This window comes from Sphingobium sp. MP9-4, assembly GCF_005281675.1.
Taxonomy (GTDB): Bacteria; Pseudomonadota; Alphaproteobacteria; order Sphingomonadales; family Sphingomonadaceae; genus Sphingobium; species Sphingobium yanoikuyae.
This window is the reverse complement of the sequence record NZ_LUFI01000093.1, coordinates 94,430-110,820: the sequence shown is the minus strand read 5'-3', so window position 1 is coordinate 110,820 and position 16,391 is coordinate 94,430. Positions and strand designations below refer to the sequence as shown.

The following is a 16,391-nucleotide window of genomic DNA, read 5'->3' as shown; positions in this document are numbered from 1 at the left end:
TGAAGTAGGCCGGACAACCGCGGCGCTATCGTGCTCACGGAAACGGCGTTGCAATTGGAACGTGATCGCGGTCCAATTGCGCGTCAGGGAAAGAGGCATGAATGCGGATTCGGCTCGATAAGATCGTCATCAGCCACTTCAAACGGATTGAGGTGCTCACTATCGACCTGAAGCCGGTTACTGCTCTCGTTGGTGGCAACACCAGCGGCAAAAGCAGCGCGCTTCAAGCCGCGCAGCTCGGCGTCTCTATACTCCAAGCCGCCCTACGCAATGTGAAGGCCGACGGAACCCCGGACTTTGCCGGGACTGTGTCAAACGACAATGTCCTATTTCGTCCAACCGAACACCTGCTCGATCTGAGACGAGGCGACCCCGCCACTCAGAAACTCGGATATTCGATCACTTACAGCGGGGTGGACTTGGACACGAACGTCGCCAAGGAGCTGACGATCGAGGTCCGGCGCGGCAAGAACGCCAACATCGCTATCAACCGGATTGGCGACGACGACTTGGCCGCAGTGCTGGCCAATCCCGATCAACCGTTCTCGATCCTGACGCCTGGCCTCTCCGGCATACCGATGCGCGAAGAATGGCGGACCAAGGGCGCAATGGACGCCGCTGTGATGCACGGCGATGCGAACCTTTATCTGCGCACTGTGCTCGATCACCTGTTTACTCGTGATCTCGACGAGATGGCTATGGCCGCATGGAGCCATAACCGCGACATCGGCGTGCTGCCCGAAAGCAGGTGGAAGACCTTCTGCACCCTGCTCGACCGCTGCTATCCGGGCACCCGGGTCGTCGTGGCCCACGATCCAAAACGCGACCGCTATGTGCGAGTAGATGTCGAGGCGACCGATTCCTGTGTCACACTCGACATGGCGTCGACCGGCATGTTGCAGGTGATCCAGATCATCGCCTACGCATGCTTCTACGCTCCCCCGCTCCTCCTTCTCGACGAGCCAGATGCCCATCTGCACGCAGATAGCCAATCGAGGCTCTATGAGGCGCTGCGCGGCGTTGCCGCCGAGACGCAAACCCGCATTCTGTTCGCCAGCCACTCTCCGCAGTTGATCCAGCGGCTTATGTACGACTCGGACGCCGCCGTTGTATGGATGAGCGACGGTGCCAAGGTGCCTGTCGACGAAGCCCAAAGGCCGGCGATCCCCATCCTCATGACCTTGGGAGCGCTCTCCGCGGGCGCAGATGCCTTCGATCCCGCTCGCCCCGTAATCCTTATGACCGAGGATAAGAAGACAAAGCCCGTCACCGCGCTGGCACGTGCCAACGGGGCGCCGCAGAACCTCGCCGTGATCTCCTATAACGGGTGCGGGAACCTGCCCGCCGCCCGCCTGCTCGCCAGCATGATCACCGACATGCGGCCGGATGCTCGAATCATTCTGCACAGGGACCGCGACTTCAGGACGCAGGCCGAGATGGACTTTGAAATTGCGACCGCCGCAGCAGAGCGCCAGCGCAATGGTGTCACCCGTGTCACCGAGGTTTTCACCCCCTTCAATGATGTAGAGCACTCCTTTGCCCAAGCCCAGCACCTCAAGGCAAACTTCCCGCATATCGCGCCCGAGGTAGTCGACGCCGCGATCACTGATGTCACAGCCTTCAGGCGCGACCAGCTCGTCGCCGCGGCCCATACTGCGCGGGGCCAGATCAAGACGACGGTTTACGACAGCCAGCGCAAGCGAGGAAAACCTGAGTGGGCGTTGTGTGGCATGCCGGCAGACCCGCCTGCTAACGCCGGATTCGTACCCGCAAACGGGTTGATCCCCGTCGCCTTCGAGCATAGCCATGGCAAGTTGCTGATGGACGGATTACGCCCGCGCATACATCAGCAAGTTGGTGGTGCGACCCAAGACTGCGAGAACAGGATATATTCTGCTTCAAATCACCTTCTCGCACCTAACTGGATAAATGCGTTCACTGCGCCATAACTAGAAATACGCACCGTTAATATAAAACATATCCGAAATAACATTTGACTCTAACGTCCTTTTTTGGTAAAGTTATTCATCAGTTAGCGAAATACCTCGCAAGATGCCGGTTCGAGTCCGGTCGGATCCACCATTGGGGGTCTGTAGCTCAATTGGGAGAGCGGCGAATTGTTAGCAGGCGGGGTGCTCCCTTCGGGTCGAGCGCCCCGTTTTCGTTTGTAGCCTCGAGATCACGCTGAGGTCTTCGCCTGCCTTCCGGTACGGGCACGCAATATCTATATTGCAGCCATGAGCGACACCACCGACAAATTAGAGGGAACGAAACGCGACGCACACATAGTCAACTCGGCTATCAAGCGCTTCCTCGCCTATTACGTCGACCCCGCCCATCCTCTCGACTACGCAGTGCTGGTCAGTGGTCCATGGGGCTCGGGCAAGACCCACCTTATCAAAAACTTCCTCACAGGCACAAGCGCGAAGCCTCTCTACGTCAGCCTCTATGGCATGACGTCAGTCACGCAGATCGAGGACGAGTTCTACCGCCAACTCCATCCCGTCCTCTCACATCCCGGCATGAAGCTGGCGGGCGCCGTCTCCAAGGGGTTGCTGAAGGCTGCCTTCAAGATTGACCTGAACAGCGACGGCAAGGACGACGGCACCATCAGCCCTTCGTTACCTGAACTTGACCTGCGCACCGGCCTCGACGATCCGCGCGGCCGCCTGCTGGTATTCGACGACCTGGAGCGCTGCCGCATCCCCGTGAGCGAAGTGCTTGGCTTCGTTAATGCCTATGTTGAGCACGAGAAGCTCAAGGCGATCATCGTCGCGAACGAGACGAAGGTGATGGAGGGCGACGAGACCTACCTAGAAATCAAAGAGAAGCTGATCGGGCAGACTCTGGAAGTTCTGCCAGAGACGCAAGCAGCGTTCGCTTCCTTTCTGACTCTGATTAGCGACCAGCGAACCCGCGACTTTCTCGAAGAGCATGCTGACGTCGTTCTCGCCGTACATGCCGAAGGCGGTCGCGGCAATTTGCGTACGCTGAAACACGCCATGTGGGACTTCGAAAAGCTGTCCCGGCACTTCGAGAAACGGCACTGGGATAAGTCGCCCAGCATGACAAAGGCGCTCAGGGGCGTGCTGGCCACCTCAATGGAGAGGCGTGCCGGAAAAATGGTCGAAGCCGACTTGGAGCGCCTCGTCGGCAACACCTTCTCCCGGATCTTCCACAAAGAGGCTAGCGCAAAGACGACTGCGGCTGATGAGATCGATGACCGCTACAAGCAGATAGACTTCGACGACATCGTTATATCGGTCGGCGTCCTCGCGGGCATGCTCTTCCGCGGCGATGTAGATGGCGACGCGATCCGCGCCAGCCTCGATGCGAGCAGCGACTTTCTCCAGCCAGAAGAACAGCCGCTCTGGCATCGCGCGCACCATACCTTCTACGGTGACGACGACGAGGCCGACATCGTAGCCGCCCAGGTGGAACATGCATTCGCCTCCGGATCCGTCAAGGCCCGGGGCCAGCTGATGCACCTTTTCGGTATCCGGCTCTGGTTCTCCACCCTCGGCCTGATCGACCGCAACCGACAGCAGGTTGTCGACGAGGGACTAGCTTACATAGCGAAACTGGAAGACGCGGGCGAGATCGCCGAGATCGATCGGAGCTCATTCGACCGCGACAACTCATTTTTCCAGACCCGCGTGATTGACGAGACGACACCGGAATACCGCACACTGGCCGACGCCTATTCAGAGGCGTCAAACCGCGTGCTCCGTTCCAAATACCTCACAATAGCGCACGAGCTGATACGCCGGCTTCCTTGCGAGCCTGACGAGGTCCTGCTCGACATGGTCGTCAACAACGTTCGCTCGGCCCCCTATTTTGATCAGCCGATTCTCGCCGCCCTACCTCCAGAATATTTCGTCAAATGCGTCCTTGGATGGCCGCCGAAGATTCAGTCGCAAGCACTCAATATCCTGCACGGACGACACGAACTGCGTCATGGCGACATGCTCACCAGTGAGCGCGCATGGGTGACGAGAGTTGACGATCTTCTGACTGCAGCCCTTCCGGCGCAACGCCCCATGAGCCGCGAGCGGTTGCGCGCCGCGATCGCGCGCAAACTGACGCCACTCCGCCCGACGTCAGATACATCAGCTGTGGGGCCATAGGAAGGAGAACAAAAACCCCGCATTGGCCCAAATAAAATGACATACTAGATCGCCAACGGCTCTATGGGCCAATCTAACTCGCTGTCGCTGATCAAAATTCTGGCCGCATCACCACATCACGGAACAGGGCAGTGATCGCGCTCGCCCGCTCTTCACGCATACGTTGAGACTTCTCGACCGTCGGCTCCGCCCGCTGCCACTGGCTTTCGTTCCAGCGCATCGCCTCCACGAGCAGCGCCCGCTCGAGAACCTCTTGCTCAATCCCCTCGCTGATCGAGTTGCTGAAAGGAGCCCCCTCCTCCGTAAATCGCGGCTTGAACTGATATGGCCCCAGCGTATCGCCCAAGTAACGGACCAGCTGCGTACCGTGACGCCATTTCCCACCTGCATGAATGTCAAACGACACTCGGCGGTTGAAGACCCGAAAGCGCTTCTGCAACTGCTTGCTCTGCCGCGTCCCGCCTGGAGGCGCGATAAAGTCGATCGACTCCACGCGATCGAAATGCACCTGCGTGTGCTGCACGAGATGGCGCATGAGGTCGTCATCCATATTGCGGGTAGCGCGCATAAGCCCGTCTTCCGGAATCAGCGGATCGCCCACCCCCAATCCAAGGATCATCCTAGAGCTGGTATCGACAATGAACGTAGCCGTAGCCAATTCCACCCGGCCGCTGATCTGAACCATCACATCGACTGCGGTCTGGTCCACCAGGATCTGAAGACCAGCAGCCCCAGCCGCCGGCTCTGCGACACCTTCCCGGCGGAGTACCTTTATGCGTCGCTGGATCGAGGATGCGGACGGAGGCGCCTCGCCCGCGTCCGCGCAGGATTCAAATATCCAGCGTATGATCGACGCGGGCGAAGCCGCGGGCTCATGCTGCAGTTTCCAGCGCAGCGCACGCTCGGCAACGGGTGCGAAGCCTTTCTGTGCTGGTGCCGCGACAGCCTTCACCCGGAAGCTCGGTGACAGACCTCGTGTTGGGCCCAGATCCTTCAGCTTCTTCAGCAGTCGGTAAAAATTGCGCTGCTCCATATCGAGCGCGCTGCACGCGTCGCCCACGGGCATGGGGTCATCGTCGCGAAGATAGAGGTCCATCGTCCTCAGTCTGGCAATCACCGCCTCCCGCTTAGAATCATCCAGAGACAGGAACAGGGCGTACTCTGATTCGCCAGAAAAGCCTGAAGCGGCATGCCGTTTGACCAACTCCTCGTCAGTTTCGAGGGCCGACCGGTCCGAACCAACGTCGCGCGTGCCGTTTTTCTTACTGTTCATCCATGACTTATTAGAACAGTAAGGCACTCATCGTCAAGTGAGTTGGTCACGATACTGTGCAGTTGAAACCACATTCCTGTTGCCATCACGGTCATTTTAGCGTTCCTAAATGCACAGTATCGTGACCAACATGGAGACAGTGCGATGACGACCAAACCGCGAAGTGCAGATCGAAACAACCTCGTTTCAATCGTTTATACAGAGTATCTGATCGAGATCATCCGACATTTTGAACGACAGCAGCGCGTTAAGACGTGGAGTCGCTCTCGCTCCAAGTGGCCCAACAGCAACCGTCGCGGCTGGACGTTCTGGAATGACTGACGCATATGAAGAACTGGCTGAGATCGACGTTCGCGCCGCTATCAACCTCATGCTGCGCAACCCGTCATACGAACCCTCCGCTGGCCGGTTGCGCGCCGAAACCTTGCTCAGGAAGCACAACAGCCTGGTCAACACCATGGCTCGCATCGTGGTCGCCAACGACAATGGATCGCTCCGAACAGTCTCTGGCGGAACGCACCATGCGAGCGGCTGGTACCCTTCCGTGAAGGTCGGCCGCACACAGCATTATGAGAGCCTGCATCAGCTTGCACTGATCGAGCGGTGCGAGACGGACCCCAATGTCGTCCACTACCAATCAGAGGCTCGCCGCTTCGAATTCATCCTGCGGAGGAAGGAGCGGTACACCAGTGACGTCGACATATTGGACGCCGATGGTCGCCTGGCGGTCGTCGAAGTCAAAGGCGACGATGCGGACCTCCGAGATCCAGAATATCGGCTGAAACTCGCCGGCGTCGCCGAGATTTGCCGCCGGGTGGGCCATGAGTTCCGTATCACCTTCGGTTCCGAAATTTTCGAGAATAGCCGCCACCGCTTCAACGTACGCCTCGCCAGCTCAATGCGCCGCACGGCCATCTCATCGTCGCAGAAGCGGCTCGTCGAAAGCCTCCGCAGCAAAGGCGATGACATGCGGTTGGGCGAATTCGCTGAGCTGATGGCGCCCGGAAATTTTGTCCAAGGGCGGGCAATCACTTTCGCCATGCTGGTGAGGCGCATCGTGTCGCTCGATCTCACGCAGCCTCTCATCGATGAGATGCCTGTCAGCTTCATCTGATCATAGATCAAATACCCTAGGAAGGATTCAACCATGACCTAGAGTGAAATCATAACTGCCTGACGAACCCGCAGGCACCCATCACAACAGAAGCAATGCCATTCGCAGCGTAGAAATATCTACTGCTGATGGATGTTGCGCGCCCTCAGAATACCCAAATCTCGGGAGAGATACGTGAATTACTTCCCCTATAAGCTCAAACGCAATCAGCTATACAGTATCGAAGGTCAACCCTGTGTTTTTACATCACATGGATATGGCACACGCCTGAACTTCGAACATGCTGCCACAGGCAAGCCCGTCGAATATCTCGATGACGCCGGCGTCGTCCGTCCAATGGACCAGGATCGCTTCCGGACGCTGCTTCAGAACGGTCAATTCTTCCAGATGGCAGAGCGTGGGCAGTCCCCGGCCAAGAACAAGATCGCTGAATCACATCTCACGCCCGCCGAATGTGAGGAACTCGATCCCGAAAGCGCACTTCGGCTGGCAACGTTACGGCTGCTCGACCGGAACGGCGTAATGACCGGCGTGAAGGCAATCTCTGCGGGATTTGCCGAGCACTGGACACCCGAGCTGCACGCCAAATATGGCGAGGCACCCAATCCGCACACCGTGAAACGCTGGATGCGGGAGCGCGGTAAAGTTGGCGATCGCGATGCTCGTGAGGCCACAAGCGCCCAGGGGCACCATTGCTATGATGAAGATGGCATCCGCATGGAAATCCGCCAGCGCCTGGCTTTGACCTACTATGTGTCGAAGAAGAGCGTCACCGATATCAATGTGCTGACCAACGCCGAGATTAGCCGCGTTAACGATGGCACTTCGCTCGAATACGAGATGCCTACGGAGCCGCTCCTCCCGGTGAGCATGAGCACCACATATCGCGATATCAAAAAGCTGGAGTGCGAACAGACGGTTGCGGCCCGCCACGGCAAACAGGCGGCCTACTCTCGGTGGCGTGGCGCAGGGAAAGGCCATGAGGCGGAGCGTCCTCTGGAATTCGGGCTTATGGATCACACACCCATACCCGCTCTCCTCGTCATCGACGTGGAACGCGCCATCATCCTGGGCCGCCCCACTTTCTCCGCACTTGTTGATGGGTTCAGCAGGGTCGTGCTCTCGCACATGCTGTCCTTCAATGCTCCATCATACGCCACCGTGTCGGAGTTGCTTCGCCGGTCTGTTCTGCCCAAGATCGTGCCGCCGATCATCAAGAACAAGCACCCTGAAGCCCAGGACGTCTGCGGCCTATGCAGCACATATCACGTGGATGGCGGTATGGAATTCCGCAGCCACGATATGGAGAGCATGAGCAAGGCGACCGGTGCAACGATCCGCATCAGTGGTCGGAAAAAGCCGCGCGAACGAGCCCTTGTTGAGCGCATCTTCCTCACCATCCACAATTACGTGTCATCGAAGGTGGCCGGCGCCCATCTGCCGATCGCCCTCTCCCGCGAGTATGATTACGACCCCGCCGTGGATGCCGTGCTGACGCTCGACGAACTCGAGGCACTCATCATGTTCGCCATCGCGGTCTATCACACGACCCCGCATGGCGGCCTGAACGAGAAACAGCCTCTGCTCTGTTGGAAACAGGGCACCGCCCAGTACGGGATCGTTCTACCGCGTGACCCTCGCATCTTCGAGAAGGCCCTCCTCCCCAAGATCAATTCGCACCGGCTGACCCACGCTGGCATCGAGTGGAATGGCCTGCGCTTCGGCGATTATAAAGCCGTGCCTGACCTGCTCGCCGATCTTGTCCCTTTGGAAGGCAAGCGTCAGCGCCTGAAGAATGCCACTGCAACGGTGTCGTTCCGCTATGACCCGTACGATCTGCGCAAGATTTGGGTGATCAACCGCAAAACCAATCAGGACGTCGAGCTGTACTGCCAGACGGCCGGCTATACCGACGAGCCGATCAGCCTGTGGATGCACGAGCAGATCCGTGAGAAGGCCAAGGCGGAAGCCGCCGACTTCAACTCACGGGAATGGCGTGACGCCTGCCGCGCCGAGCTTCTCGACGCCATCGACCAGCTGACGCCCGAAGCCAAGGAGCGTGAACGCAAGCTTCTGGCCAAGCTGTACGAAAACAAGCGCATCCGCAGCATCACCGGTGAACTCGCCAGCCTGCAGCGCGAGCGCCCCGAACCGGTCGATATCCCGATCATCTATGCAGACGTGATCGAGCACGAGATGCACGATGCCGACACCCTGTCTCGTCGCCCCGCTCCACAGAAAGCTGCCCCTACCGCATCTAAACGGCGGAGCAACCGGCAGAAGGCGAAAGCTGCCAATGCCCGAGAGGCGACGCCAGAGGACATGCCAGAGCGCGACCGGCGTGCTCCTGCGCCGCCACCCACCCCGGACGCGTCGACCACCGACCCCGAACCACGCCGTGAACGCAAAAAGCGCTCGAACGACAGCAGCTACTTCTAACCCCTACCCGAAAGGCAACACATGACTACCACCACATCAAACCCGCCCATTGTACGGCCGAATGAAGCCGCTGCCCGGTCTCAGCGCGTGGCAGATGCCCGCAGCGCGTTCCGCCAGATCAAGATTGTTCATCCTCGCCAAGAGGCCATCATTGCGGGGCTGGATGAGGTCCGGCGCTCTGGCATCGCCACCCGTGGCGAGCGGCAATATGGCATCACCCTCCTGGCTGAAAGCGGTTCCGGCAAAACGACAGCAGCCGAACATTTCCGGGACGGCATCGAACGCCTGGGCGAACTTCCAGAAGGCAGCCGGCCCGTCCTGATCGTTAAGCTCATGAGCACTGGCACCGCCAGGTCGCTATTCTCTTCCATCCTGCAGGCCCTGGACGACCCCTTTTATGACCGCGGCACCGAACCCAACCTGCACAAGCGCGCCGTGCAAGCCATCAAACGGGATAACGTGCAGTTGCTCGTCATCGATGAAATCCAACATCTGTCGCGCCGGTCATCGGCCGCAAACCATGTCACGGATAGCCTGAAGACGTTCCTTGATTCTGGCCTTGTTCCTATCGCCTTTTTCGGCACCCACGACGCGGACAAGCTGTTCCAGTCCAGCCACGAGTTGAACGGCCGGCTCTTCCCTCCCCTCACGCTTCCTCCCCTTGATTGGTGGGCGGATGACGATCGAGACCTATTCCTGGACTTCGTCGAAGACCTCGATGCCGCCATGGTCGACAAGCAGATCATGAAGGTCGCCAGCGGCCTGGTCGAAGAGGACATCGCTCGCCCCCTTTGCCTCGCAAGCAGCGGAATCATCGGCCGCACCTGCCGCATCGTGGAAACGGCGGCGATAAATGTCGTGCGTGGAGGTCGGCATGCGATTACCCGCAACGATCTCGCCATGGCAGTGAACAGCTGGGCCATTGCCCATAGCTTCATCGACTATAATCCGTTCGTGGAGATCGAAGCTTGAGCCAAGTGAAATACCCGCTCGCGCCAATCGCTGGCGAAAGTCTCATGGGCCTTGTCGCCCGTGTGACTGCCGAGAACGGGTATCCACGGACAGGAACGCTGTTGTCTGAGGCTGGCTGGGTTTACGACAACAAGCCGACGGCGGCCACAACCAACGCCGAACAGCTACCGGCGCTGGCTGACATTCTGGTGGTGCCGTACCCCCAATTACTGCACCATGCCCACGGTCCAGAAGAAGGCAGCGCGATCATACATTGGTTTGGTGGACGCGCGTGGCAGAGCGAACTGAGAACCACCATCCGCCGATATGCACCGGCCAGCCTTGCCCTATCGGCTCATCATCGTGCGATTTGGCAGTTGGCCTCCGTCCCATTCTGCCCGGAAACCTTTCAGGTCTTGCGCAGTGAGTGTCACGAATGCGGCGTTACCCAGCGGTGGCGCTACGCCAACGGCATTGCCACCTGCGACCAAGATGTCTGCAGCGCGGATCTCCGAGAGGGACAAGCCGAGTTCATCCCTCACGAGATGCGCGGCAATTTGGGCATCTATGCTGGCCTCTTCAGCCATGATCCCGATGTACGGGCCGCTTCACGATCACAGCTTCCAGACCCGATTGCGAGTTTGGAGCCGCACGACATTGCCGACTTGGCCTTGAAGCTCTCCCCCTGGCTAAACGACCAACTGCGCGGAAAATGGCTGACCAATCCTGACCTTACAATGGCGGTCGTCAGCGCGCTTCATGACGCTGTAACGCTGCTGCGCCAATGGCCCATCGTTCCAGCCCAGCTACTTCCAACTCCAGGCGAAGGGGACAACTGGTCGAACAAGCTGGGGCACGCCGTCAAGCAAGCCCGGATCGGCCGCTCCTCGCCCCGAGTCAAAGCCCTGTTCGCGATGTTTCTACATGGCCTGCAGCAAGAGCAACCCGATCTCAGTCAAAGCCCTGATCTGTCCGACCTCCCGTCGGCCGACGAGGGGAATGACATAATTGGACTGATCTCCGCCAAATCAGCCGTGCGCGTGCTGCGCGAGACGGATACCATCATCGCAAAGCTGCGAGCCGCCGGCGTCTTCAAGCTAACCGACGTGCGAGTTCATGGCGTAGTTAGACCATTCCATGATCCCGAAGAAATCGAGGAACTGGCGCGCACCAAGCCTGACCGTCTGCCTTTGACCGCTGTGTCGCAGTCAACTCAGTTGCCCCGCTATGCCATAGCGCAGCTGATGCAATCTGGATTGGTCGCTCCCCTGACCCACCCTTATTGGGAGGCGCGATATGGCGTCCGCAATACCACCACGCAGGCCTGGGCGGCATTCGAGGCAAAGATCCAAGCCAAAGCCGATCCCGCTGTCGTTGACGGCGTTCCGCTACAAATCGCAGCTAGGGCTATTGGCGGTCGCGCCAAGCCATGGGCCGACATCTTCACCTGGCTCCTGGGGCCGGATGGTCGATTCGGTTTGCCCCCCAAGGCGACGGACCTGTCCCACCAGATACTAATCCCGGCCGAACTCATCGACACTTTGCGGATGTTGGAAAACCCGTTGTCCGGTGCCCATGTCGAGGATGAGCTATCAGGCGCCGATGCCAGCGAGATACTCAACCTGGCCACCAATCAGTTTCTCAAATTCGTCGCCACCGGCCGCATACGTCGCCACGGTAAAGCATATCTCGCAGCGGATGTTCTTCAGGCTGCAGCAGAGATCATAGGATCGGTCGAGATCGGCTACAGGATGGGATTGCCTCCCCAGTCAGCACAAAAATGGGCGCGGAAGGTCGGTTTGCCGACGATACATGATGCGGGCTACTGCCGCATGAGCTTCGCCAAGATCATGAAACAAGGCGCTTGGTCAGCCTAGACGACGCCCGCGTCGCGTGAGCGCTCCTCGATCCGGGCCAACATAGCACGCTTGCGCGCTGTTCGGCGCGATCCGCTATTGCGCATGGCATCGGTACGCTCTGGGGTATCGATGATACCCAAGGCAGCCTTGCGCTCTCGGATTCCCGCTAAAAGGTCAGAGAGGGTGATAATCATGCCGCTCCATCCCTTCCGTGGATCCCGGTCCATTTTAGAAATGTTCAGCCCGCCTGCGACGTTCCTGCGTCGGTGCCGATAATATCCCATGCAGGGTGCATGTGACAGCTGCGTCCACCGCCCAGGTGCGATGCCTGACCGCCGCAAATCCGAACCCGCGGTCCTGTTGCAAACCAGTGCAAAAGCTCAACGAGGGTCTCGCCGGGAAATCCGACGATTACTATCGTATAGTCGATAGCGATTGAGGAAAGCATGCCCGGGAATATTCCCCCCGACAAGAAAGCCGCGTTCGAACGTCTGGCAAACCATCTGGATGAGGAATATCCCTATCCCGGGTGTCGCGACGATCTCAGGGATGTGGCCAGCGGCAGCTCCGCCATAATTGAACGCGCATACTGGCGCGATCCCGTGCAAGTCATGACCGGCCTCGCATGGATGCTCGTCGGCCTGATGATCGGAGTGCTGCTGTGAGGGCCGATCGCATTGAGCGCGAATGGTTTTGCAAGCGCTGCGGCAATTCCGTCCACAAGCTGCAAGGATCATGGGCCCACATACGCAATCAACATAGCCCAAAGTCGTGCGGTCGAAAGCTGACCGACAACGACGTCTATCGGTTGCCGCTGAGCCGAACGAGGGAACGCACCCGTACACGGAATAAACAACAGGAAGCGCAAGATCGCCTGCTCATCGCTAAGCGGCGCTGGGATGAAGCCCGCTGTGAATGGGAGGCAGCCCAAGACGAACTCTATCTTGCCTCGGAAGCGCTGAAGTCCATCAAGAATAGTCCCCCATTGGACTAGCCTGGTCATCCCATCGGTTCAATCCAACGCCGCCGATAACTGCGGCGCATAAGCCGCTTTCCGGAGGATTCGAAGCGGCCTGTTCCATATCCAATGCAACCTGTGCTGAAGGGGGTCTGGAATTTGCCCAATCGGTCTGAGACAATTACTCCCGGTCTTGCAGGGAAGCATTACAATGGACTTCAGAGTAATTGAGGAATGGCTGTCTGATGCGCCTGAACGGCACGCGATGCCGAAGGAACAACAGAATGCCACGACGGCTGCCATAGGCGCTGCGGCGAAGACAGCCGCGGCTTCCGGCGTTGAAGCGTTCGATTTGGCGCGGCTGGAGATGGCCACCGGCCCTCAGGCGGAAGAGTATCGCCCTTTCCGGACTTTGACGCTTGCTGAGTTGGTCCGCGCCGCCGCTGAAATTCGGACCGTTCAGGACAAGCTTCGCTACCGCGACGATACGATCGCTGTTGATCCAGCCCTTGAACGCGCGGTCCTGACCCTTGGCGATGCCGGGATGCCTCTCAACGAGCACCGGTTTGCGGCGACCGAACGCGCCTTTGTCCGTGCGGAAATCTACGAGGCGGCGAATGGGGCCCTCTCGCCAAATGAAAAAGCCCGGATGATCCTCTACGACGTCGCCACTCAGGAAGAGGCGCGTGGCCTCGAACTGATCGGCCGAGGCGGAGTCCTAAGCGTCAGCCGAGGCATGGCGATCGCCAAGCCCGCTCAGGAGCTCGTATCCAGCATGGGCATCCGAACACTGGAAAAGGACGGCCTGGGTCAAAAGGACATCACGATGGCAGCCGTCGGCCGTTATGAGCGAGTGTCAGAATTCCATCGAGCCGGGATCGATTTAGGGGCTACTTTAGCGCGAGCCGGTGGCCCTGGCGCCGCAGCATTAGATGCGCGGTTGGAACGCCTTGCTTCTCAAGCGCCAGAGCCGGTGCCCAATGGCCTCGATCGGGAATCTGAAATCACCGGGGGCGATGCGGAGGGAACCTACCTATCTGAGGCAGTTACTCGCGGGATCGCTTCGCAGGCGAGCGACATCAAGTTCGAATTAGCCATCAAGCCGAAAGGCCGCACAGATCCAGATGCAAGCGAACAGCACAGCTTTGCTATGCCTCGCGGTCGAGGCCGCGATTAAAGGCGCAATGGCGCGCGACCAGATGATCATTGAGGCCCCGCGCGCCGACGTCGTCATGCTTGGAAACACACTTCGCTAATGTTCGCGTAATGAAATGAGGATTCGAAATGCCCGATGAAACCATGATCTTCGGCGTCAGCGAAGAGGGCCCGAATGGCGATGCACTGGGCTTCATCGATCTAACCAAGCTGCATGTCGGAAATAAGGCTCATGACGCCTACCGCGCAGCCGTTCTCGAAGCCGCGCAACAGCGACGGGAGAAGGGATTTGGCTGCGCCTATCTTCCACATGAGGGCATGCTGCTACTCATGCATGAGGTTCCAGGTGAGGCGAAGGTGCCTGACGCCGCCATGCCATTCACGATCCACGGCTTCGCGTCTCTCCTTTCCGACGACTGACAGGAATAGGCACGTCCTCAGCGTAACCTGTCGCCGCACCGGGATGAGGGACCGCCCCCCCTTTCGGCTAGTCCAAGCCCATCCATCAACTTCGTTAGCCGAAGAACAGGCTCTTGCTATGTTCTCTTTTTGTTCGCATATTGCCGGACATGACACAGCCCGATTCTCTCTGGCTCGCGCAGAGCCTTCTGAACGCCCCTGGGTGGGCACGAGTGGCACTGACGGCGCCGAACGAACGGTTGCGGGAGCAAGCCGCTGTAGAACTGGCCCAAACAATTATCGTGGCCATGGAACGTCAGCCGCCTCACTTTGATCGCAGGCAGATGACCCTTCCCCTCTGACGTGGGGGCGAACGTCCCCCTGCGGAACCTCGGCGATTATGCCCACCGAAACGTCAATCTTTTCATCATCTGCAGATGCGGCCACTCAGGAGTAATCGATGCTGACAAACTCAACCGCTGGTTCCTCGCGCATTGCTGGAACACCGCTATGGAAACCGTCGGATCGCACCTGCGCTGCACGCTCTGTCGGGGACAGCCTGAACGATTTGCTCCAACGCCTCGACAACCGGACCGGCCTAACTGGATGAACAGTGAAGCAAGCTGGAAACGGCTGGTTCGGCGCCTGCGCGATTAGTGGCGAAATTCGCAAGTGCCTGGCAGCAGATCAAGCTGCAGGGGATTCTGTTTTGTCGTCCAATGCGTTGTCATGCGCACTATGTAGCGCTGTGTATGACGCGTCTCGCTCACTGGGATTTACCCGTCCTTCAAAACAGGCGATTTCCCGGTGTGTTTCGCCGAACACGTCCTGAAAATCTGCCACAACCTTTATCGTGATCGCGATAAAGGTAGCCTTCTCGAGCAGGGCCGCAACGCCATCCTGAGAACGCAATCCAAGCGGAGATGATGTCCAGGAATCCGCCGAAGGTATGTCCTGCCGCCAGTGAGATCTTTCCAGGTCTGGTTCATCGCCAAGCATCATGCCGCGCTGAGTGTTATCGCCATAAACAGCGACAATATGTGCGTTGTATAGCCAGCGTAACCGGCGCGCAGGCGATGCGCCAGAATTCTGGAAAGTTACCTTGGCAGTCAGATCGCCCAGCTCACTAAGCTTTGCCTCCACCGACTGAACCACGACATATGCGCGGGCCTGCGCCCGCCCATATTCCATAGCTATGCGGTTCGCATCGGTGGCTATCCCGATCGTGCGCTGCCCTTGTTTGAAGGCGCTGATCAATCCCAACAGCGCCGCGCTGCTAGCGCAAAGCGAGCCAACCGCGATCAGCAGACTCCATTGCGCTGTCAATGTCGCCTGCTCAGTAGCAACTGCTGAACGCAGAGCGATACAATCCGCCATCGGTCCTTTCTTTGGCAAATTTCGACAGATCTCCGACATATCGTCAGAAGCCGACGGGATATAATGACCCGCCAGAAAACCAATCCCGATGGCAAGCGTTAGCGCGAATGTCATAACCAGGATTGAAACAATCCATTCGCGTTGAAACGACTTAGTCTGTCTCATTCGGCATAATTTCCCTAGCGATGAGCGTGCGCAATAAGAGAGATATGGACATGCCGTCCGCTGAAATCGATCTCTAAAAGGTGCCGCCGATGGTCGCAGGGCTCCAACGGTTCAATTCCGGGCTTGATCAGAAGATCCGACTTCCTGCTGGATACCGTTGCCGTCGGATTTTCATGACGACAGAAATATGGGCGCGGCCAATCGACCGCGCCCATCACTTCTCACTTCAGCTTATGGTTCGCCGAAACGAAGGTGCCGTCCGGCTTCAACGCAACGTACAACAGCTTGCGAGCTTCCGGTTCAGCGTCGTTGCGGAAGATCACCACATCCTGACGGGCGCCCTGAACGGTACGCGACTTCGTTTCTACGAACTTCGCCTTTGACCAGCTCGCCGGCAATGTGCCCTTGGTGATGAGCTTGATGACATTGTCCTTCGCCACCTGCTGAACAGGACGATCCTGCTCTTCTTCATCATGATTGCCATGCGCCATCACCGGGGACACGGGAGCGAGAACAACGGCAGCTGCGATAATGAATTTACGCATCAGATTTTCCTTCTCTCATTATGAGTTGG

At 58.6% G+C, this 16,391-nt stretch carries 14 protein-coding genes; 10 read left to right on the top strand and 4 right to left on the bottom strand.

Annotated features, from left to right (window positions below; translation table 11 throughout):
- The first annotated feature begins 101 nt into the window (after window positions 1-101).
- On the top strand, window positions 102-1,949 hold the full coding sequence (locus A0U87_RS24675) for an AAA family ATPase (RefSeq protein WP_125999557.1): 1,848 nt from the start codon (window positions 102-104) through the stop codon (window positions 1,947-1,949).
- A 288-nt stretch (window positions 1,950-2,237) separates the two neighbouring features.
- A complete protein-coding gene (locus tag A0U87_RS24670; RefSeq protein WP_125999558.1) occupies window positions 2,238-4,127 on the top strand; it encodes a P-loop NTPase fold protein in 1,890 nt (629 codons plus the stop codon).
- 91 nt (window positions 4,128-4,218) lie between these two features.
- On the opposite strand, the gene A0U87_RS24665 is transcribed toward A0U87_RS24670, so the two are convergent.
- Window positions 4,219-5,400 (bottom strand): hypothetical protein, encoded by a 1,182-nt coding sequence (locus A0U87_RS24665; protein ID WP_125999559.1) that lies wholly within the window; start codon window positions 5,398-5,400, stop codon window positions 4,219-4,221.
- A gap of 313 nt (window positions 5,401-5,713) precedes the next feature.
- On the opposite strand from A0U87_RS24665, the gene A0U87_RS24660 reads away from it, so the two are divergent.
- The 4 genes from A0U87_RS24660 to A0U87_RS24645 all read left to right on the top strand — a co-directional run bounded on the left by A0U87_RS24660 (window position 5,714) and on the right by A0U87_RS24645 (window position 11,781).
- A complete protein-coding gene (locus tag A0U87_RS24660; RefSeq protein ID WP_037479997.1) occupies window positions 5,714-6,514 on the top strand; it encodes a hypothetical protein in 801 nt (266 codons plus the stop codon).
- 174 nt (window positions 6,515-6,688) lie between these two features.
- Window positions 6,689-8,953 (top strand): Mu transposase C-terminal domain-containing protein, encoded by a 2,265-nt coding sequence (locus A0U87_RS24655; protein WP_125999560.1) that lies wholly within the window; start codon window positions 6,689-6,691, stop codon window positions 8,951-8,953.
- A 21-nt stretch (window positions 8,954-8,974) separates the two neighbouring features.
- Window positions 8,975-9,925: an ATP-binding protein gene (locus tag A0U87_RS24650; RefSeq protein ID WP_125999561.1), complete on the top strand. Its 951-nt coding sequence runs from the start codon at window positions 8,975-8,977 to the stop codon at window positions 9,923-9,925.
- A gap of 5 nt (window positions 9,926-9,930) precedes the next feature.
- Window positions 9,931-11,781, top strand: a complete 1,851-nt coding sequence (locus A0U87_RS24645) for a TniQ family protein (RefSeq protein WP_228220568.1) — start codon at window positions 9,931-9,933, stop codon at window positions 11,779-11,781.
- Here A0U87_RS24645 and A0U87_RS24640 read toward each other — a convergent pair.
- On the bottom strand, window positions 11,778-11,957 hold the full coding sequence (locus A0U87_RS24640; RefSeq protein WP_009821120.1) for a hypothetical protein: 180 nt from the start codon (window positions 11,955-11,957) through the stop codon (window positions 11,778-11,780). The genes A0U87_RS24645 and A0U87_RS24640 overlap by 4 nt on opposite strands.
- 252 nt (window positions 11,958-12,209) lie before the next feature.
- Here A0U87_RS24640 and A0U87_RS24635 point away from each other — a divergent pair, with 252 nt between their 5' ends.
- The 4 genes from A0U87_RS24635 to A0U87_RS27145 all read left to right on the top strand — a co-directional run bounded on the left by A0U87_RS24635 (window position 12,210) and on the right by A0U87_RS27145 (window position 14,637).
- Window positions 12,210-12,428 (top strand): hypothetical protein, encoded by a 219-nt coding sequence (locus A0U87_RS24635; protein ID WP_004210831.1) that lies wholly within the window; start codon window positions 12,210-12,212, stop codon window positions 12,426-12,428.
- Window positions 12,429-12,932: 504 nt separating this feature from the next.
- Complete coding sequence (locus A0U87_RS24630) at window positions 12,933-13,898, top strand: hypothetical protein (RefSeq protein WP_009821118.1); 966 nt, start codon at window positions 12,933-12,935, stop codon at window positions 13,896-13,898.
- Between the two features lie 107 nt (window positions 13,899-14,005).
- Entirely contained in the window at window positions 14,006-14,296 is a 291-nt protein-coding gene (locus tag A0U87_RS24625) for a hypothetical protein (protein WP_009821116.1), read from the top strand.
- A 149-nt stretch (window positions 14,297-14,445) separates the two neighbouring features.
- Entirely contained in the window at window positions 14,446-14,637 is a 192-nt protein-coding gene (locus A0U87_RS27145; protein ID WP_009821115.1) for a DUF6771 family protein, read from the top strand.
- A 325-nt stretch (window positions 14,638-14,962) separates the two neighbouring features.
- On the opposite strand, the gene A0U87_RS24615 is transcribed toward A0U87_RS27145, so the two are convergent.
- Both A0U87_RS24615 and A0U87_RS24610 read right to left on the bottom strand, forming a co-directional pair.
- Window positions 14,963-15,817 carry a hypothetical protein gene (locus tag A0U87_RS24615; RefSeq protein WP_009821114.1) on the bottom strand — a complete coding sequence of 285 codons (855 nt, stop codon included), beginning with the start codon at window positions 15,815-15,817 and terminating at the stop codon, window positions 14,963-14,965.
- A gap of 221 nt (window positions 15,818-16,038) precedes the next feature.
- The gene (locus A0U87_RS24610; RefSeq protein WP_228223159.1) at window positions 16,039-16,362 is read right to left on the bottom strand and encodes a DUF6488 family protein; all 324 of its coding nucleotides are present in this window, start codon (window positions 16,360-16,362) and stop codon (window positions 16,039-16,041) included.
- Between the last annotated feature and the right edge of the window lie 29 nt (window positions 16,363-16,391).